Origin of the sequence: Paraglaciecola sp. 20A4 (assembly GCF_011378905.1) — a bacterium.
Classification (GTDB): Bacteria; Pseudomonadota; Gammaproteobacteria; order Enterobacterales; family Alteromonadaceae; genus Paraglaciecola.
In genome coordinates this window covers 1-20,484 of the sequence record NZ_WTPY01000012.1, presented here as the reverse complement: position 1 = coordinate 20,484, position 20,484 = coordinate 1, and the positions used below count along the sequence as shown (strand labels likewise).

The window sequence follows — 20,484 nt, the reverse complement described above, 5'->3', positions numbered from 1 at the left end:
GTAGCGATGATGACGTTACTGCTCGTCCCTTAAAAATACTAATTTATTGCCGGAGCTTTGCTCTTCACTAAAACGGTAGCCTGCGGTGTCGAACGCTTGCAACTGTTTTACACCGCTAATTTGATTTTGAATAATATATCTGGCCATTAAGCCACGGGCTTTCTTGGCATAGAAGCTGATGATTTTATACTGACCATTTTTAGAGTCTTTAAATACCGGCTCAATAATTTTGCCGTCTAACACCTTAGGTTTCACTGCACTGAAATATTCATTCGAGGCAAGATTAACCAATATGCGGTCGCCTTGTTCAGCCAAAGCCTGATTAAGCTTTTTGGTGATAATATCGCCCCAAAACTGATACAAATTAGTACCGCGCTCAGTATCTAGCTTGGTGCCCATCTCTAAACGGTAAGCTTGCATTAAATCTAATGGCTTTAATAAGCCGTACAGTCCGGATAATATACGCATATGTTTTTGCGCATATGAAAATTCTTTTTCGCTAAAGCTCGCTGCATCCAAACCGCCATATACATCGCCGTTAAACGCTAACACGGCGTGTTTGGCATTATCATCGGTAAACGGTGTGTGCCACGCAGCGAAACGGTCCGCGTTTAAGCCAGCAAGCTTATCGCTAATTTTCATTAAAGAACCTATTTGTGCGGGGCTCAGTTTGCGACTGCGCTCAATTAGTTGCTGACTATGCTCCAGAAGCTCAGGCTGAGTGGATTGCGGTGCATTTTTCGTTTTCTCAAAATCAAGATTCTTTGCGGGTGATACTACCAATAACATCTCAGTTCCTTATTCTTAATCAATTGGGCTTATGATACCAATACGTAGCCGACGCTCAAACGATTAAAATAGATAGGTCTAATCAGTAAAGTTAATCATTATTATTGCGTTGTCCCTACACACTCGCACATACACTGAGTAACAACGCGGCGCTCCACCTTCGATACGAAAATGTGCTAACTAAAAATATAGATTAATGCAGTTGTTTGCCCTGTAAGGCTTTGACTAAGCATGCGTATTCTTCTTCGTCTTGTGCACAAATAATTATTTTTCGCAAACTGTCATATTGAATCGACGCCTCATTGACGGCGGTAATGGCTAACTGACAAAGGTACAGTATCGATAAACCGCCAATATCTGCCGATGTGCGCTGGCCAATCACAACCAACGCAATACTTCGCAGTTCAGATGCCGCTGCGCGACTCAATGCCTGGCAATATGCGGCATAAATTTGTGCTGATAGCGCATCAAGGGATTCAACCTCACTGGAAAGCTCAAGCTTAATAACCGTCTTTGCTACCCACGGATCATCAGCTGTAGTCTGAGCAATATCTAGCCATATACCATCAGTGCCTTGGTCAGCATTCTTTTGCTCTTGCGACCCCTCCAAGTAGGTGATGTTTATTATGGCATCAACCGGCAAAAGATTTATGTCTTCTTGTATTAGCGTTATTTTTGCTGTCATTGTGGGTGTTTTACTCGCGTATGCAGGACAACGGTTATATCCTATGCTACCTGTTTGTTTACACCCGATCTCAGTTATTACGGTATTGCTGTCATAAAGAATTAATTTATGAAGGCATTGATTGTGACGTGATCACCCCCCAATAATAGTTTGAGAGCATATACATTTGTTGATTAAAATGTTGTAATTTTACAACATCACGAATTCGAGGTTAGCATGTCCAATCAGTTACAAGCGTTACGCGATATCACCACAGTTGTTGCCGATACCGGCGACATTGAAGCAATCAAAAAATATCAACCAGTTGATGCCACCACCAATCCTTCGTTGTTGCTCAAAGCTGCAGAAATGGAGCAATATCGCTCGCATCTAGAAAGCGCTGTCGCTTGGGCTAAAGAGCAGTCAGATGACGCAGCCCAGCAAATAGTAGATGCTGGCGACAAATTGTCCGTCACTATAGGCACGGATATCGTTAATATCGTACCTGGTCGTATTTCTACTGAAGTGGATGCCCGTCTATCGTTCGATACTAAAAGCAGTATTGAAAAAGCACACAAACTAATTGCCTTATATAAAGATGCGGGGATCGATAAAAGTCGTATTCTGATCAAACTAGCATCTACTTGGGAAGGTATTAAAGCAGCTGAACACTTAGAAAAGGAAGGTATCAACTGTAACCTTACTTTATTGTTCAGTTTTGCCCAAGCCCAAGCCTGCGCTGAAGCCGGTGCTTACCTGATTTCACCTTTTGTCGGTCGTATTTTAGATTGGTACAAAGCGAAAACAGGTAAAACTGAATACGCTGCAAGTGAAGATCCAGGCGTGCAATCAGTTACTCAAATTTATAACTATTATAAAGAGCATGGTTATAAAACCGTAGTAATGGGTGCCAGTTTCCGTAATATTGGTGAAATCACTGAGCTTGCTGGTTGTGACCGTCTAACCATCAGCCCTGGTTTGCTAGAAGAGCTATCCAACAGTGGTGCTCCTCTTGAAACTAAGTTAAAAGATAATGGCGCAACTAAAAAACCAGGCCAACCACTTGATGAAGCAGCTTTCCGCTGGGAAATGAACCAAGATGCGATGGCCACTGAAAAACTGTCTGAAGGTATACGTAACTTTGCTGCAGACCAAGTTAAGCTTGAGACTTTGCTAAAAAGCTATCTGTAATTTAAGCATTAGGAAAAGAGCGTCTGGTTAGACGCTTTTTTTTACTTTATAAAATCGATATTTAATCCAAAAGGAGTCTTGCATGACTGCGTTGACTAACACCCCTACTTGGCAAAAACTTGCCTCTTTAGCTGAAGATGTTAAACAACAGCATATGCGCGATTGGTTCGCTAACGATAGCAACCGCGCTAATAAATATCAGCAGGTAGCCTGCGGGATAGAATTAGACTTCTCAAAAAACCTGATCACTGATGATGTAATGAAAGCCTTGTTCTCATTGGCCGATGAATGCCAAGTCGCTCAAAAGCGTGACGCTATGTTTAATGGTAACATCATTAATCACACTGAAAACCGCGCGGTATTACACACCGCTTTACGCAATTTTTCTGGCCAGTCGGTCTATGTCGATGGCCAAGATGTGATGCCTGAAGTGCTTGCTTGCCAAGAAAAAATTAAACATTTTGTAGCCAGTATTCACAGCGGTGAACGCAAAGGTTACACAGGAAAAGCACTTAAACAAATCGTAAGCATCGGTATAGGTGGTTCCTTCTTGGGGCCTAAAATCATGTCAGAAGCCCTTAAGCCTTATTGGTTTGACGGGGTTAAAGTACATTTTGTGGCAAATGTTGATGCATGCCACATTCATGATGTGTTGGCTGGCCTTGATCATGAAGAAACCTTAGTGGTTATGTCTTCTAAGTCTTTCACGACACAAGAGACATTACAGAATACCTTAACGGCCAAAGACTGGTTCTTGAAAGCCGGTGGTACTCAGCAAGATATTGCCAAGCACTTTATTGCGGTTTCATCGAACATCAAAGCCGCCACAGATTTTGGTATGGCTGAAGAAAACATATTCCCTATGTGGGATTGGGTCGGCGGACGTTATTCACTGTGGTCTGCTATTGGTTTGCCTATCGCACTCACCATGGGTTACGACAATTATCGCCAATTGCTTGAAGGTGCCTTTGAAATGGACGAGCACTTCAAAAGTGCGCCACCTGAGCAAAATTTACCTATGTTGACGGCATTACTAGGCGTTTGGTACATCAATTTTTTTGGCGCACAAAGCCATGTTTTATTGCCTTACTACCATTACTTGCGAGGCTTCCCTGCTTACGTTCAACAGTTAGATATGGAAAGTAATGGCAAGAACATCAGCGGTGATACCACAGCGGTAGATTACGCCACTGGCCCAATTATCTGGGGTAGCGAAGGCACCAATGGTCAGCATTCATTCCACCAGCTTATTCACCAAGGTACCTTGTTGATCCCCGCTGATTTTATGCTTCCGCTAAAGGTACCTAATCAAGATAACACCCATCATGCGATGCTTGCCTCAAATTGCTTTGGTCAAACTCAAGCACTAATGCAAGGTAAAACGTTTGATGAATGTTATGCCGATCTTGAAGGTAAAGGCTTAGATGAAGCCGAACGTGTTAAATTAGCTACCCATAAAACCATGCCGGGTAACAAGCCAAGCAACACCTTGTTGTTTGAACAAATGGATCCTAAAACGCTTGGCGCATTAGTGGCTATGTACGAGCACAAAGTGTTTGTTCAAGGAGCGATTTGGGGGGTGAATTCATTTGACCAATGGGGCGTTGAGCTAGGTAAAGAGTTAGGTAATCAAGTGTTAGATAAAATTGTTAATACAGACGCAGCCTTATCTTTTGACGGCTCTACCAATGCGCTTATTGCACGCTTTAGGCAAGCTAACAGTTAATGAATGTTCCGTTAGTGTAGTGCACAAAAAAGAGACCTTCGTGGTCTCTTTTTTTATGGTTAAGGCCATTTTTCAAGGTGCAGAATTAACCACCACAAAGCGTGTGGCAACAAACTGATTAAGAAAACAGTGCATTAAATACACCGCAGTTAATGTGGCTGCGACCGAGACGGTAACTGAAGTGAAGCGGTACAAGGCGTTGTAAACTAAATCCTGCTGAGGTGATAAATACTGACCGAATAAGATCCCCATCGTTGTCATGGCGCCAAAACCTGCACCCGATCCCCCGCCCTCGAGCATGTGATAGCGTGCAAATAACATCACACTTATCCACAACGCTATTGATACAAACCAAAGCAACCCCGAATGATCCAGTAACACGAATTGCCATACTAAACCCACATTGCAACCCACCAAGGTACCAATAGCCCGGTTGAACGCCGCCCGTCCCGCGCCATACCAATTGAGTGGAAACAAAATCAATATTGATGAAACCTGAGCCGATAATGAGCCTTGTAAGTCTAAAACCTGAAAAATAATAAAGGACAGGGTTGCCACAGTAGAGGCGAGTATGACCTCATGACGTTCATTATTTTTGGGCTTATCTACGGCTGGGGGCCGAGCTCTGGCTTCAACGTCGGGAAACAATAAATGCATCAGCATCGCTATTAATACAGTTAACAGACTCGCGGCAACATTAGACATCACTAAGTCACTCACCGATGCACTGCTATAGCTAGCAAAATGTAATTGCATCGATAGTCCCACCATGCCCGCAGCGCCGAACAAAAAGTTCGCTCCTTGGGACATGCAACGAAACATAAACGTGAAAATCAAAAACACTGCAACCGTCATAGGCACTGGCTGATCCCCAAACATGCCTTGCACCACAAAGACAAAAATACTGACTAATGTCATATTTGCTAGAAATTGACGAATTAAATGACTATTTAATACTGGAACCATGCCCAGTAACAACATGGGATAAACGGTAAAAAACGTCCCATAATTCCAGCCCATTAATTTACTGATAGTAAACCCTAACGCAGCCCCAAAGGCCACTCGTAAGCATTGGCGCACTTCATTAGGCGTCAGTGCTCGATGCGCTGGACGCGCGACACTGCCCCTGCGCTTAAAGGGTAAGAGTAAGGTAAGCTTTCCCATCTAAGACCCCTCAGTAAATGTAATGAATAACGCTTATAACGTGAGCTTGTGCCTTGCCTAACCAAGACGCGAGTCCACCAATAGGAAGTAACTGCACTGTCGCTCTTGCACCCGACGGCATTGACTGCAATAGGGTTGGCTGGTCAATCAAGGCTAAATGCGTTCGCATATATTGTGCATCTCTCACCCACCTATCTGAATTTTCCGGATCCGCTAATGTGCCATTCGCGCTCATTTGCCCATCTTTAATACCCGCATCAATGGACACCACTTTGGCAATAAACACCCGACCAGGGAACGCATCAAATACCACGCTGGCTTCATTGCCAATCCTTACATGGTTAAGAGATTTTTCTCGAAAGTCCGCGACAACATCCCCTTTTTCTACCACTACAGCAGCAACAGGGGAACCCGCTTGGGCGTAATTCCCTGGTGACAACTGCAAGTTAGTAATGTGCCCGCTGACCTCAGAGCGAACATCAGCATAAAAAAGCTGTAATTGGGCACTTTCTAAGGCATTTTCTGCTTGCCGTAACAACAGATTTTTATTTCCATTGTGACCTCGCTGGGCTTGATACTTAACCACGTCAGCCTTAACTGCTGCTACCTGAGCCTGAGCAGCACGATAATTTGCTTTTGTTTGATCGTATAGCTGACGAGACACAGTATTGGACTTAATTAAGTTCTCTACTCGTTCAACTTCCAATTCAAGTTCATCCACATCCGCTTGGCTGGCAGCGACTTTAGCCTGAGCCGCAGCAATTGAAGCATCTAATTCAATATTGGTTTGCGCCGCACTTTCCACCGCGAGTTTGGCTTTATCGACTGCAAGCATATAAGGGCGCTTATCTACACTGAACAGAATTTGCCCTTTTTTAACGCTCTCATTGTTTTGTACGTGAACCACTTGCACTTGCCCACTCACTTTGGCAGATATATTCACCACGGGATGTAATACCCGAGACTGCGTGCTGATGGGCATCCATAAATCTGCACATAGAAAATACACGAAAGACAAGGCGAAAATGGCTAGGGCGATATGTACCCAACGCTTAAATATTTGGTCTGGAGCCATCTCTATCTCCCACCTTCATTGTCTTTGTTAAGCATGGAGCAGGCATTGTGTTCAATTTTTTTAAGAACACTGAACACAATATCCAGTTCTTCAGCGCTCACGTCTTTAGTTAATTCACAGCGTACTAAATCAACCCCGCCAGATAACGTCTGCATGCACTCACGGCCTGTGGAAGTAAACCATAAGCAATGGCAACGACCATCATTTGGATGCACTCGTCGCTCCACTAAATTCAGCGTAACTAATTGATTAACAGTACGGCTCAAGGATGCCATCTCTATACCAAGCTCGCTTGCTAGCATATGTTGTGACGTTCCTTCCCCTAGTGTCTTTAGATTCATTAACACTGACCAACGCGCCTCAGTCATGCCCATGGGACTAACTGTCTTAGTGATAGCGCTGCGCCATAAACGAAATACTCGCCCCAATAACCATCCTAAAGCAGGATCATTCAACTTTCGGTATTCAAGTTTGTTACCTGACATCTGAACCTCATATTATTCTTTCTCCTGAATCTAAAAACAGGCAGTGCAATTTACTTAGCATGCTAAGTATTATAGGGTCGATAATTTACTTAGCAAGCTAACTAATAAATTGAAACACTTTTTAGCAGAACAGTTACATTGGGAAAAAGCGATGATTTTAACGATTGATAAAAAAGTAGGAAATAGGTGTTATTTAGCCTCTCTACTCTCAAAGCATGTTTAGAGGTAGTTTAAGGAAAGATATGCGGCGTCGTGAACTGGCCTAAAACAGTGCCACCAGAGAATAATAATAATTTTGGTTGGATAAATCTGAAATGGTATCTTATATATAGGTTTGGCGACCTAAAAATCAGGTCGCACAGCCATCTCCCTTTCTACGGTGGCTCGATAAAATAAGTCACCCGTTTTCCAAAGTGAGTCTATTTTGCAAAGCCACCTAACGGTTTCAATAAAAGCGGGCTAAGCGCAGCGTGTTTTGCTCTAAGCTCTTGCGGTAAATCCCCTAAATGCATCATTCTTGTAGGCATTGCCGCGACCGCCCAACGCTCAGCGTGATCGTCCCAGTTTTGAATGTGTATATAGGCTGATGCTATATCTTTGAAGCGCTCGTAGACTAAAATATCACCTGCATCAGACATGTAATATTGATAATTCAATGTGCCCTCTTCAGTCAACGCTCGCTCAACTTGAGATTCCATTACCTGTGTAAAGTTTGCCAATTGCCCATCATTCAGTTTCGCTTCGACGATCCAACCAATGTTTTCAAAAGTGGTATTCCCTTCAGACGTTAGGGCACTTCCTTGAGAATCTGTTCTCGCAAATCCACCAAAGGGTTTTAACCAAAGTGGGTTCAGCGCTGAATGTCGTTCTCGTACATCATCAGGAAGATCGCCTAGATGCACCATGCGTGTCGGCGCGGCCGCATCAATCCAACGTTCAGCATGCGCGTCCCAGTTTTCAATATGCTCATGTGAAGAATCAGCATCTTTAAAACGCTCAAAAACTAAAATATCCCCTTCATCGGACATATAATATTGGTAATTTTTGGTGCCATCTTCTAATAGAGCTCGATTTACTTGTGAATTCATTACGCCTTTAAAGTTTTCTAACTGACCGGCTTTAAGTTTCGCTTCCACTATCCATCCAAAATTTTCAAACATGATTTTATCCACCAAAATTAACGTCCCTAAGCTTTGCAGGACTAAGAATTAGAAGACGATATAGTGATGTCTTCTAGCAACATATCTATCGCTTAATCAATGCGTACTTAGATAATGGAGCCAAGTCTATATACATGCTTTTACAATGATAATAGGGGTTTTTATATAATCACCTTATAGAAAATATATATAACTGTTTTTTTGAAAAGCATTAAGATTAACAGATGCTCGATATAGCGTTTAGAAACACCCGTAGTTAGAATCTGAATACCATTGTGTCTCAGAGGTGTAAGAACGTTTAAATACAAATAAAATATAGGGGAAAAATTGCACCCGCAGGTGATACTGGTGCTGGTGCTGGTGCTTTAACGATAAACAACACTTAACGTTGACGAGTTGATAATACCGTAAATTCGTGCGTTTTTGCGCACCACTGACTTAGTCTAATGCTTGCTCGAGTACCACTTTAAAACGCGAGAAATCTTCTATTTGCGGTAAATGGCCTAATCCAGTCAACGGATATAATTTTCCGTCTTTAAGCTGTTTTACCACCCGCGCTCCTAGTAAATCATAGCGTCCTAGCTGATGGGTATTACCTTCTTTTTGCCAATTGCGTCCCGGCGCTGTTCTGTCTCTGGTGCCTAATATTAACCGCGTTGGTACTTGTAAATACTTGAATTCTTCGATTACCGGCTGGGTAAATATCATGTCGTAGGTTAACGCGTTCACTCGAGCAATGGTGTCTTTATCTCCTCCTTGCGCTTGACCAATTAAAAAATAAGTCAGCATAGCGTAATCTTGATTCCACTTACCGGCATAATAATTTTTCTGCTGGTAGGCTTGAATAGATTCGGCACTTTTTTTCAATTCTTGTTGATAGAAGAACTCAGGATCTCGATATTGCGTATAAATAAGATAATTCTCTAGTCCTATAGGATTAACCAAAACCAATCGCGTGACATTTTCTGGAAACATCAAGGCAAACCGAGTAGCCAACATGCCCCCCATTGAATGACCAAGAATAATACTGTTATTTAGACCGAGGGAATCAATAAGTGCCTTTGTATGCTGAGCTAACGTTGCAAACGAATACTGATAGTCCACCATCTTGGAAGACTTACCAAAGCCGATTTGATCGGGCATCAGAACGCCATAGCCCTGTTCGTGCAAATAGCTAGCGGTGGACTGCCAATAAGCGCTATTGAAATTTTTGCCATGCAGTAATACAACAACTTCTTTGTTGTCAGTAGAAGGTAAGTACATATACGCCATATCTAACGACTGACCTTGAGAATCGAGCGCAAAATGCTGTACTGGGAATGGATACGCTACGTCACTCAATGTCGCATCATAACTTAACGATTTTACGTCCAACGGTTTGGCCGCTAAAGACAAACTAAAAATCACGCCTGCCAATATATATAAAATTTTCATTTGTAGCCCCTAGTGCTAATTGCACAGAGTACAACTCGGTGCAACTCGGTAAATAAAGTGTGAAAATGAGCATCAATACCGTAAATGCTAGCATGCACACCCTATCCTCATACTATGTTTAACGTAATAGAGTATGTCGCACATCAACGTATAGAACCGCCTTTATGGCAGGGGTTTGGCCACCTCATACTCACCTTCGCCACTTAACATACGCAAGCTTTCTTCCGCTAAGCCCGCGCCCGCTTCGGTAAACATGTTAAATACATAGTCGGTACCAGTCGACATAAGCTTTTCAACTTCATCGTCATAACGAGCGATGGCAGCTATTTTACCTTGGTACTCGGCAACTCTAAGCTGTTGGGTAATATGCGCGGTATCATCGATAGACGGTAATGCCAGGAGAATCAGTCTGACATCTGTGGTATCTACATTTTCCCACATATCGGCATCTTCCCCATCACCTACTATCACTTTTAAACCTTCATCTTGAAGCTTTCGTACCCGCTGGGGGTCAGCGTCAACACCACATAATTCATCCCCTAGCGAAGGCGACAGTGCGCTAAACGCGCCTCTACCGACTCGGCCCATACCAATAAGTAATACGCTTGCCCCTTCCGGTTGCTGATATATATCTTCCTTCAATCTAACGTTACTTTCATATTGGCGTAACAAGGATTTAAGTTTTAGATACTGACTATGGGCTGATTTATAACGCAAGCTGGTAAAGATAAAAGAAAACGATACAGAAAGGGCAATAATGACTAGCCACTGAGGGCTAAACCAACCGGAGCTCACCGCCAATGCTGCGACTATTAAACCAAATTCGCTAAAGTTACTAAGCACCAAACCGGATAGGTATGCCGTACGTGCTCGTAGCTTGAATTGCACAAACGTAGTGAAAAACAGTAGAAACTTAAGGGGTACCAATACGCACAGCAATAGTGCCACCATGACCATTTCCATGTCTGGCAGAGCGATTAATCCAATGGATAAGAAGAAGCCAACCAAAAACAAATCTTTGAAACTCAGAAGAGACTTACTGAGTTCTGACGCCTTAACATGCGGGGCAATTAACATCCCCATAATTAACGCCCCTAAATCTCCTTTTACGCCGACTAAATCAAATAGATGGTAACCGCCTAATGCAAACAAAAAGCCCGTTAAGGGCAATAACTCGCCGTGACCAGCACTGTTGATCAGGCGGTAGAATATAGGACGGGCGAACCACAGCGCGAACAAGGCAAATGCCCATAAAGTAGGAGTTTTACCTGCCGCAAAAACCAGAAATAGCACAGCGAAGATATCTTGCATAACCAGTACGCCGATGGCTATTTTCCCGTGGCGCGTTTTCATCTCGCCACTTTCTTCCAATATTTTCACCACACAAACTGTGCTACTAAAACTCAAAGCAAAGGCAAGTAAGGCGGCTTGTTGCAACGACATATCAGCTAAGTAAGACAACCCCAGATAACCTATACCAAACATTATCCCTGTTACCATCAACACCCAAATCAGCAGGTGCTGAGCGCTCGTTATCCATACTTCTGGTTTGAGTAAGTCGCGGATATTCAGTTTTAAGCCTATGGTGAAGAGCATCAAAGTGATACCCAGGTCTGCTAATGATTGCAGATTTTCTGAGCTTTCAAAACCAAAGTAATTTAATAAAAAGCCGGCGCCTAAAAAACCGATCAGTGGCGGCAAGCCTAATTGCTTCATACTTAAGCCGCCAACGAAGGCGAATAAAAGCCAAACTATTTCCATTTACATTACTACTTCAGTTTATTTTGTTCGTAGCATGGCAACATTAAGTTATTAATCAAGAGGCAAGATGCTTCTACTCAAGATTATTGTGCCATGACAGCTAATTAATTTTATAAACAGCTAAAAATAGGCGTGGCCAGGAAATAATTGGCATCGGCCTAATTTAACAAAATTATGACTAAAAGTGTCTGGAACCCGCGCAGTTGCTCACATTTTGATCTTCATTGTCAAAAAAACTTCACCAAACGTTAATAAAAAGTTAAGAAAAACATTCTATTTTAGTCCTGCCTATGGTAAATATTATTTGAACTTTGCGTACTAATAGCAAATGGAAAGTTCAAAGATTTCAATGCTATACATTATATAATAATGGAGATCTCAATGGATACATCAGAATTATTAACTGTAATTGATAACGAATCCCGCCCAAGTAAAACAAAAACAACAAAAAGGAAGTGGAGAGAGATAGAAACTATTCATGACCAATATAAGCTGCGGCAAGAATTGCGCGAGCTCGGCATGTCCCAAACTGACGAACTAGAGATGTTCTAATCTCATATAAAAAAACCGCTAAGGAAGACCTCAGCGGTTTTTTTAGTTTTGCGCATGGCTAGAACTACCTTAGGTAATTAACCTAATTTGTCAGTCGCAATCTTATAGCGCGGATCTTCATTCAAATTCATTTCCACGTAACCTTGGGCTTTTGTCATAAGCGCCCGACACTCAGCTGAAATATGCCTAATATGTAGCTTTTTACCTTGTTCTTGGTATTTATCAGCAAGAGAATCAATAGCATCGATACCTGACGAATCCCAGACCCGCGAGTCATTAAAATCAATGACGACATCTTGCGGATCATTTTGCGGATCAAATAAGTCTTTAAAATAAGAGACTGAACCAAAAAATAACGGACCTTGTAGCTCGTATACCTTCCAGCCATCGTCGTCAGTATGAGTTTTTGCTGAGATATGTTTGGCGTGTTTCCAAGCAAATACCAATGCCGAAACGATAACACCAACAATAACGGCTATGGCTAAATCAGCAATAACCGTCACCGCTGTCACAAGGAATAACACAAAAGCATCTTCTTTGTTTACACCGCGAATAATTCGGAACGACGCCCATTCAAACGTACCTATCACCACAATAAACATCACGCCAACTAACGCTGCCAACGGAACCATTTCAATCAAAGGCGCGGCAAATAAGATAAAACCAAGTAACACCAATGCCGCGGTAATACCTGACAAGCGACCCCGGCCACCAGAATTAATATTAATCATACTTTGTCCGATCATGGCACAACCGCCCATTCCACCGAAGACACCATTAACTGTATTTGCGACACCTTGGCCAACACATTCACGGTTGCCGCTGCCTCGGGTATCGGTCATTTCATCGATCAATGACAAGGTTAGTAGTGACTCAATCAAGCCAACCAAGGCTAAAATCACCGAGGTAGGTAAAATTATATATAACGTTTCTAGGTTAAAGGGCACAACAGGAAAAGCAAACGTAGGTAACTCACCTGCTAAGGTTGCCCCGGCTTTTTGATCCGCGGGAAGCATATCTCTAACAAAATCGATAACCGTACGGGCTTCTAAATCTAAGCCATGCACCAATAATGTGACAGTAACAATCGCGACTAACGAAGCAGGTACTGCTTTGGTTAATTTAGGCAATAAGAAAATAATTGCCATCGTCAAAGCAACAAGACCAACCATGTAGTACATGGCACTACCTTGCATCCAAACGTGTTCGCCCAGTGGATTAATCACTTTGAATTGACCCAATTGAGCCAAGAAAATCACGATAGCTAAGCCATTTACAAACCCCAGCATCACTGGATACGGAACTAAACGAATGAACTTGCCGAGCTTAAATACTCCGGCTAAGACCTGCAGTAATCCCGCCAGTAATACCGCAGCGAACAAATATTGCACGCCGTGCTGTGCTACGAGTGCCACCATAACGACGGCCATTGCCCCTGTCGCGCCAGATATCATACCAGGGCGACCACCAATGGCGGACGTAATCAAACCCATCATAAAGGCAGCATAAAGCCCTACCATAGGTTCGACACCTGCGACAAAAGCAAACGCAACCGCTTCAGGTACCAAAGCCAACGCAACCGTGATACCAGATAGCACATCGTTTTTGACATTACTGTCACGATTGCCTGTTAGATCAATCATTCAATTTCCTCAATTTTTACACAACAGCATTAATATCCGGTTATTTTACCAGCAAAATGCAACAAGGTGTTTTAACAGTTTGTTAAACCCAGAACTTTTTATGCGCTTTGTGACGGCTTAGCGATAATTAGGCACAAAAAAAACCGGCGAACCGGCTTTTCAAATACGTAAAACTGATTACGCGATGATATCGAGCAACTCAACATCAAATACCAATGTGCTAAAAGGAGCAATTGCACCGCCTGCACCTTGTTCGCCGTATGCTAGGTCATGTGGAACGAATAAACGCAACTTAGTGCCTACAGGCATCAGCTGAAGCGCTTCAGTCCAACCTTTTATAACGCCGGCTACTGGGAATTCGGCGGGCTCACCACGATCATAAGAACTGTCAAATACAGAGCCGTCTAATAAGGTCCCATGATAATGAACACGTACAGTAGAAGCAGCTGTAGGAATTTCACCAGTACCGGTATTAACCGTTTCGTACTGTAAACCACTCTCAGTTACCGTGACGTCATCACGCTTTGCGTTCTCAGCCAAGAAAGCAACGCCTTCTTCTTGAGCTTCTGCAAATTGCTCATTTTTAGCAGCTTGCATACGCTGGTGAATTTCGTTGAATGCTTCACGAAGTACATCGTTAGTTACTTGAGCGGGTTGCAAATTGAATGCATCCGCTAGGCCTTCTTGCACGGCTGAGATATCCAAGCCGTCGAAAGGATTGGCACGCAATTGCTCGCCCATTTGAAGACCAATACCGTAACTCGCTTGCAGCTCAACACTTGTAAATTTATCTGTCACAATGACTCCTAAAATTTGAAAAAGGGCGTAAAATCACACCGCTTCGCAGAAAAATGGCCGATATGGTATCACAAAGCGTCTGGTGTTTTAAAAAAGCATCTGTACTTGTTGGATTGGTAACCAGCATTGAAAGCTTTCAGATTTAAATACACCTATCCCTGCTGCTAAGTTTAAGGTAAAAGTATGCATCTATTTGCCAAGTGCCTACATCACGTTTTAGACAATTCATACTGTTCACAGTATGGTAACGGCTGTTTTTAGCACAATTTCTTAATCTTCTATTATTCCAGCGGAGGCACCAGTGCCAAAAATTCTAGACTCACAACTTAAAGATACCGTACGTACACTCGGTTCAACGTTAGGTGACACGATCAGAGCCCAATTAGGGGATGAATGGCTGCAACGAATAGAAACCATCAGGTTAGACGGACGCCAGTCGTTTAAAGGCGAAAGTGAATGCACTGACAAACTTAAAGCGCTCTTTAGCGAGCTCGAAGATGAACAGTTATTGATCGTAGGCCGTGCTTTTTCACAGTTTTTAAATTTGGCCAACATCGCTGAGCAAGAGTTTAACAGTGCCACTCATGACCAAGATCCTATGCAGGAACTATTTAGTCATCTGGATAAAGCGAATGTGTCAGCTGATACATTTGAAAAAGCAGTCGACCAGCTTAGCATTGAATTGGTGCTAACGGCGCACCCAACAGAGGTCACGCGTCGTACTTTGATACACAAACACAGTGAGCTTGCGCAGTGTTTACGGATCGAGCACCAAACGGGCTTATCAGATATCGAGCGTGATAAAATACGTACGCGTATCGCCGACTTAGTCGCCCAAGCATGGCATACCGAAGAAATTCGCACAGTACGCCCTACTCCAGTAGACGAAGCGCGTTGGGGCTTTTCGGTTATCGAAAATTCGTTGTGGGAAGCGGTACCTGATTTTGTCCGTGAACTAAGCACTAAATTTGAAGACAAATACAATTTGGCACTGCCACTTGACGCAGCACCAGTGAAATTAAGCTCCTGGATGGGCGGCGACCGTGACGGTAACCCATTTGTTACCTCAAAGGTTACTCAGCAAGTATTGCTACTAGCGCGTAAGCGAGCTGCTAAGTTGTTTGCGCAAGACGTAGACATGCTGCAAGTTGAGCTATCAATGAGCGATTGTGATGAAACAATCCGCGCACAGGTCGGCGATGAACTTGAGCCCTATCGCGCATTATTACGTCCGCTTTTGAATAAGCTTACTGCAACGAAAAATGGCATCGCTGACTTTTTGACCGACGATTCGGTTGATGATAGCCAGTGGATTTCCAGCAAAAATGAACTACTCGATCCTTTGATGTTGTGTTACAACTCTCTGCAAGCCTGTGGAATGAGCATTATTGCTAATGGTCGTCTGCTAGATACCATCCGTCGCGTTCATTGTTTTGGCGTACATTTACTGAAACTAGATATTCGCCAAGATGCTGAGCGTCATGCTGATGTATTTAGCGAACTGACTCGCTACCTAGGTATGGGTGATTACGCAAACTGGAGCGAAGAAGATAAACAAGCCTTCTTACTAAAAGAACTAAGCTCTAAACGTCCGTTGTTCCCTTCAAAATGGCAACCATCTGCAGACGTGCAAGAAGTCATAGATACGTGCAAAATCGTTGCACAGCATAGTGAAGAAGGCTTTGGTATTTACATTATCTCAATGGCGAGCTTGCCATCTGATGTGCTTTGTGTGCATTTATTATTGAGAGAGTTTGGTGTGTCATGGGCAATGCCTGTTGCACCATTGTTTGAAACTTTGGACGATTTAAATGCTGCATCTAGTGTGATTGACGCACTCATGAACATTGATTGGTATCGTGGATATATTCAGGGTCATCAGTACGTCATGATCGGTTACTCTGATTCAGCTAAAGACGCAGGCGCGATGGCCGCAGGTTGGGCACAGTATGAGTCTCAAGAAGCGCTTGTCGGTATCGCCGACAAGTACGATATCAACTTAACTTTATTTCACGGACGCGGCGGCACAATTGGTCGTGGTGGATTACCTGCGCACGAAGCTATTTTATCGCAGCCTCCAGGTTCATTAAAAGGTGGCTTTCGTGTTACTGAGCAAGGCGAAACAATCCGCTACAAATTTGGCATGCCACAATTAGCCCAGCGAAGCTTAGCGCTTTATGCCAGTGCCATACTTGAGGCATTGATTTCGCCGCCACCTGCACCGAAGCAAGAATGGCGAGACCTGATCAAGGAAGTTTCTGCTACAGCCCGTGATAACTATCGTAATACAGTGCGTCACGATCCCACTTTTGTACCGTATTTTAGAGTGGCGACACCAGAACAAGAACTCGGTAAGCTGCCGTTAGGTAGTCGCCCAGCCAAACGCAAGCCAAGTGGTGGTATTGAAAGCTTACGCGCGATCCCATGGATTTTTGCATGGGCACAAACACGCTTGGTATTGCCGTCTTGGTTAGGTGCAATGAAAGCGGTACAAACGGCAATTGATGCAGGAAAACGTCCATTAATTGATGATATGTTGCAGAACTGGCCGTTCTTTCATTCACGTTTTTCTATGCTCGACATGGTATTCGGTAAAGCGGACCCTCGAATTAGTGCTGAATATGATAAACGTTTGGTACCAGAAGAGTTACGTCATTTGGGTGACGCATTACGTGATGAACTCAATATGAGCATGGCGTTGTTACTTGATTTGCTTCATCAAAAAGAAGTCATGGAGTCGGATCCTAAAGGCAAAGAGTCAATGAATATACGCGATGGATATCTGCAACCGTTGCACTTCTTACAAATCGAGTTGTTAGAGCGTATTCGAGCGAAAGAAGATGAAGCCGACCCAACCTTAGAGCGAGCCATGATGGTTACCATCGCCGGTATAGCAGTGGGTATGAGGAATACAGGGTAATACTTACCGGGCAGCGTCTACGGGGTAATACTCTTCAAGCTAGACTCTAATTAGTCGCATTTACAGTCAAACGCGACTAATTAGACACTATAAACATCCTTGTCGATAAACTGTCTCTGGTATTCACTTGAGACAGTTTTTTTATAATTGGTATACTCTTGTGTATTAAATTAGACATCACATTTTTATCGTACCCAATTTATGGCTATCCCCTCCCCCTATCTCATTCCTGTTGCAACAATTACATTTGAGGAAGAAATAAAGCGTAGCCGTTTTATTACTCAACTGGCGCATACCCCCGGTACTCAAATAGCTAAAGCGTTTATTCGGCAAGTCAAAGAACAGCACGGTGCTGCGCGTCACCATTGCTGGGGATTCGTCGCTGGAGCACCGACAGATTCTATGCAATTAGGGTTTAGTGACGATGGCGAGCCCAGTGGAACAGCAGGTAAGCCAATACTCGCTCAGTTACAAGGAAGCAAAATTGGCGAAGTTACTGCCGTCGTTGTGCGTTACTCTGGCGGTATTAAGTTAGGTACAGGTGGATTAGTCAGAGCTTACGGTGGCGGCGTCAAACAGGCCTTAACGCGACTCACGACTAAAAAACGAGTAGCCATGCAGTTATTGGTAATTAACTATGAATATGCCCTACAGGGCGTTGTAGACGACTTTAAACGGGAATTCTCACTAACCATTGAATCATCAGAGTTTGGACACAAGGCAGCAGTGACTGTCACGATAGAAGCGAAACACGCCGCGAACCTGATGAATAAAGCAGCGCTAATTGATAATAAACTATTATCAATTAGCCGCTTATCAGCAAATAATTAAACATCTGGATTACCCTTTAATGTTAATCGTCACTAATCTATTTACCCCTGCCTTTTTGGAACTCATGCATTAGCTTATCAAGCTTAATCGCAAGTGCATTTACCTCACCTGACTCATCAGCCATTTGTGCTATTTTCAGCATATTTTGTTCGGAACGTTGTCTAATATCCTGCATGTTTCGATTTATCAGTTCTATACTCACAGACTGCTCTTCAGTTGCCGCTGCCACCGAGCGGTTAGCTTGAGTAATTTCATTAAAATGAGTGCTGTTGGCATCCAATACATGATGCGCTGTACCAATCGAATCAGCGGTAATTTTAGACTGCTCGGTAATCGAGGTAATTTCTTTTGTCGCTGACGATGACGTAAGTTTCAATTCTTGCATGATAGCCTGAACTTCATGGGTCGAGTCCGCTGTACGCTTAGCCAGAGTGCGCACTTCGTCTGCGACTACAGCAAAGCCGCGTCCTTGCTCCCCCGCCCGAGCTGCTTCAATGGCTGCATTTAGCGCTAACAAATTCGTTTGATCAGAAATCGCCTGTATATTTTCCAGCACCTTAGCAATGGTATCGGTATTACTACTCAATGACCGGATAACCTCGGCTACATCATTTATCTTACTGACTAAACTGTTTATATCTTGCTGTGTTTTGGTGATTACATTTGAAATTTTCTCACCTTCAACGTTGATTTGTACTGCCACCAAGGTGGCAGATTCAGCGCTTCTAGCGACTTCATTTACGGCAATACTCACTTGACTGAGTGTCATTGAAATATCTTGGGTATACTGATCGCTTTGGCGAACGCTTTCTACGGTAGTATTGGCTTTATCTTGCAGCGAGCGTGCAAAATCCTTTAAGGCATTGCTGTTATTCGTAATCTGTAGAAAGGTCGCATCCAAATGGGCCACGAAATGATTATACCCCTTGGCTACGTCGACAATTTCCTTTTGGCCTCGTTCTGGCAGACGGAAAGCAAGATCTGCATTGCCTTTGCCAAGTTGAGTAAACACGTCGGCGAGTTGGCTAATAGGTTGGGTAATACTGCTGGCCACAAACCAAGCAGCGATACATGCTAATACTGTAATTAACACCGACCAAAGGGTGATATGCCACGTTGCGTTATCCAAAGAAGCAAACATTTCATGGTAGGGAACTTGAGCTACAACAAACCAATCCATACTAGGGATATAGCTTGAAGCCACAATCATATCGATACCATTATCGTCAATAATTGCAAGGTTGAATTCGTTTTTGCTCAGTAGTGTCCCTACTGAGTTACCAGAGTACAAACTATTAAGATCCGCGTTATTGATGAGACCGGTGTCAGTATGGAGTTGGACCTGACCTTGGGCATCAACCAAGTAAACTAACCCTGACTGCTCTAATGTAAAGCTAGTTAATAAATCGACCACATCTTTAAAAGATTTTGCGGTACCGGATAATCCCCGACCATTTGGTTGTTGGTAATTAACAAAAAGACTGGTATCGCCAGTATTAGGATCCCTATATATGCTCACCATAAAGGGCTGCTGGCTAGCGGTATAATCAAAAAACCAACCATCGGCAGCATCATCTTCCAAGGTACGAAGAAAGCCGTCTTGGTTCCAATAGCGGGCGCTTTGCTTGTCAACAAATGAAGTGGCACTTAAGTCATACGTTTGAGCAGTCTTTTTTAAAAATTTAACCAGCATTTCTTCACCACTTTCAGCATGGCCTTGCGCGTTCCACTCTAAGATAAATGGGTCCGTAGCAATTTGAGTCGCTATGACTTGCATAATAGTTATCTTGCTATCTATCTGATTACCAATGCGCTTTATAATATTCGGTAGCTCAGTATTTAATACACGGTCTTCAACACTGGAACGTGCGGTCATCATGCTAATACCGCCAACAAGCGCCGATGTAAACAACACAAATAATGTCAACGTCAGAATAACTTTTCGTTTAATAGATGGCTGTTTCATGCGTGGCCTTTTGCTCGAAAAAATTTTAGTTAATACCCTGTATGATATCGGCAAGGATACTATCAGCATGATTAAAATCGAGGTAAATCGCCAAATAATTAGCTTAATTGTCGGTAAATGAACCCGCCAGACCTTCGATAGTCAAATACACTCACATTTGACTGATAAAAGGGCAAGCTGAGCGTTTATTCTATTGGAAAGCCGTAAAAACTTTAATGGAATTGAGCGGTAAATAATTTTATTGAGGGCATAAAAAAAGGCCACCGAAGTGACCTTAATGAATTCTTAATCTAAACGATTATAGAATTTTAGATACAACACCAGC

16 protein-coding genes are annotated in these 20,484 nt (G+C 43.1%); 5 read left to right on the top strand and 11 right to left on the bottom strand.

Features of this window, described 5'->3' with window-relative positions:
• Positions 1–15: 15 nt before the first annotated feature.
• Together yaaA and GQS54_RS12605 are read right to left on the bottom strand one after the other, a co-directional pair.
• Positions 16–789, bottom strand: a complete 774-nt coding sequence (gene yaaA, locus GQS54_RS12610; protein WP_166424340.1) for a peroxide stress protein YaaA — start codon at positions 787–789, stop codon at positions 16–18.
• Positions 790–982: 193 nt separating this feature from the next.
• A complete protein-coding gene (locus GQS54_RS12605) occupies positions 983–1,474 on the bottom strand; it encodes a hypothetical protein (RefSeq protein ID WP_166424339.1) in 492 nt (163 codons plus the stop codon).
• 216 nt (positions 1,475–1,690) lie between these two features.
• Between GQS54_RS12605 and tal the strand changes: the two genes are divergently transcribed.
• Positions 1,691–2,644 (top strand): transaldolase, encoded by a 954-nt coding sequence (tal, locus tag GQS54_RS12600; protein ID WP_166424338.1) that lies wholly within the window; start codon positions 1,691–1,693, stop codon positions 2,642–2,644.
• Between the two features lie 82 nt (positions 2,645–2,726).
• Entirely contained in the window at positions 2,727–4,370 is a 1,644-nt protein-coding gene (pgi, locus tag GQS54_RS12595) for a glucose-6-phosphate isomerase (protein WP_166424337.1), read from the top strand.
• A gap of 72 nt (positions 4,371–4,442) precedes the next feature.
• On the opposite strand, the gene GQS54_RS12590 is transcribed toward pgi, so the two are convergent.
• From GQS54_RS12590 to GQS54_RS12565, 6 genes are all read right to left on the bottom strand, one after another.
• Entirely contained in the window at positions 4,443–5,534 is a 1,092-nt protein-coding gene (locus tag GQS54_RS12590; protein ID WP_166424336.1) for a DUF2955 domain-containing protein, read from the bottom strand.
• A 10-nt stretch (positions 5,535–5,544) separates the two neighbouring features.
• Positions 5,545–6,609, bottom strand: a complete 1,065-nt coding sequence (locus GQS54_RS12585; protein ID WP_166424335.1) for an HlyD family secretion protein — start codon at positions 6,607–6,609, stop codon at positions 5,545–5,547.
• Positions 6,610–6,611: 2 nt separating this feature from the next.
• On the bottom strand, positions 6,612–7,094 hold the full coding sequence (locus GQS54_RS12580; protein WP_166424334.1) for a MarR family transcriptional regulator: 483 nt from the start codon (positions 7,092–7,094) through the stop codon (positions 6,612–6,614).
• A 419-nt stretch (positions 7,095–7,513) separates the two neighbouring features.
• A complete protein-coding gene (locus tag GQS54_RS12575; RefSeq protein ID WP_166424333.1) occupies positions 7,514–8,254 on the bottom strand; it encodes an antibiotic biosynthesis monooxygenase in 741 nt (246 codons plus the stop codon).
• A 438-nt stretch (positions 8,255–8,692) separates the two neighbouring features.
• A complete protein-coding gene (locus tag GQS54_RS12570) occupies positions 8,693–9,688 on the bottom strand; it encodes an alpha/beta hydrolase (protein ID WP_166424332.1) in 996 nt (331 codons plus the stop codon).
• A 162-nt stretch (positions 9,689–9,850) separates the two neighbouring features.
• On the bottom strand, positions 9,851–11,449 hold the full coding sequence (locus GQS54_RS12565) for a cation:proton antiporter family protein (RefSeq protein ID WP_166424331.1): 1,599 nt from the start codon (positions 11,447–11,449) through the stop codon (positions 9,851–9,853).
• Positions 11,450–11,830: 381 nt separating this feature from the next.
• Here GQS54_RS12565 and GQS54_RS12560 point away from each other — a divergent pair, with 381 nt between their 5' ends.
• Positions 11,831–12,001, top strand: coding sequence for a DUF3545 family protein (locus tag GQS54_RS12560; RefSeq protein WP_166424330.1), 171 nt, complete (start codon positions 11,831–11,833; stop codon positions 11,999–12,001).
• A gap of 77 nt (positions 12,002–12,078) precedes the next feature.
• On the opposite strand, the gene GQS54_RS12555 is transcribed toward GQS54_RS12560, so the two are convergent.
• Both GQS54_RS12555 and GQS54_RS12550 read right to left on the bottom strand, forming a co-directional pair.
• Positions 12,079–13,644 (bottom strand): SulP family inorganic anion transporter, encoded by a 1,566-nt coding sequence (locus GQS54_RS12555; RefSeq protein WP_166424329.1) that lies wholly within the window; start codon positions 13,642–13,644, stop codon positions 12,079–12,081.
• Between the two features lie 177 nt (positions 13,645–13,821).
• Positions 13,822–14,442, bottom strand: a complete 621-nt coding sequence (locus GQS54_RS12550; RefSeq protein ID WP_166424328.1) for an FKBP-type peptidyl-prolyl cis-trans isomerase — start codon at positions 14,440–14,442, stop codon at positions 13,822–13,824.
• 301 nt (positions 14,443–14,743) lie between these two features.
• On the opposite strand from GQS54_RS12550, the gene ppc reads away from it, so the two are divergent.
• The gene (ppc, locus tag GQS54_RS12545) at positions 14,744–17,362 is read left to right on the top strand and encodes a phosphoenolpyruvate carboxylase (RefSeq protein WP_166424327.1); all 2,619 of its coding nucleotides are present in this window, start codon (positions 14,744–14,746) and stop codon (positions 17,360–17,362) included.
• A gap of 201 nt (positions 17,363–17,563) precedes the next feature.
• A complete protein-coding gene (locus GQS54_RS12540; RefSeq protein ID WP_166424326.1) occupies positions 17,564–18,193 on the top strand; it encodes a YigZ family protein in 630 nt (209 codons plus the stop codon).
• Positions 18,194–18,230: 37 nt separating this feature from the next.
• Here the strand turns inward: GQS54_RS12540 and GQS54_RS12535 are convergent, their stop codons facing one another.
• On the bottom strand, positions 18,231–20,159 hold the full coding sequence (locus tag GQS54_RS12535; protein WP_205967746.1) for a methyl-accepting chemotaxis protein: 1,929 nt from the start codon (positions 20,157–20,159) through the stop codon (positions 18,231–18,233).
• Positions 20,160–20,484: the final 325 nt, after the last annotated feature.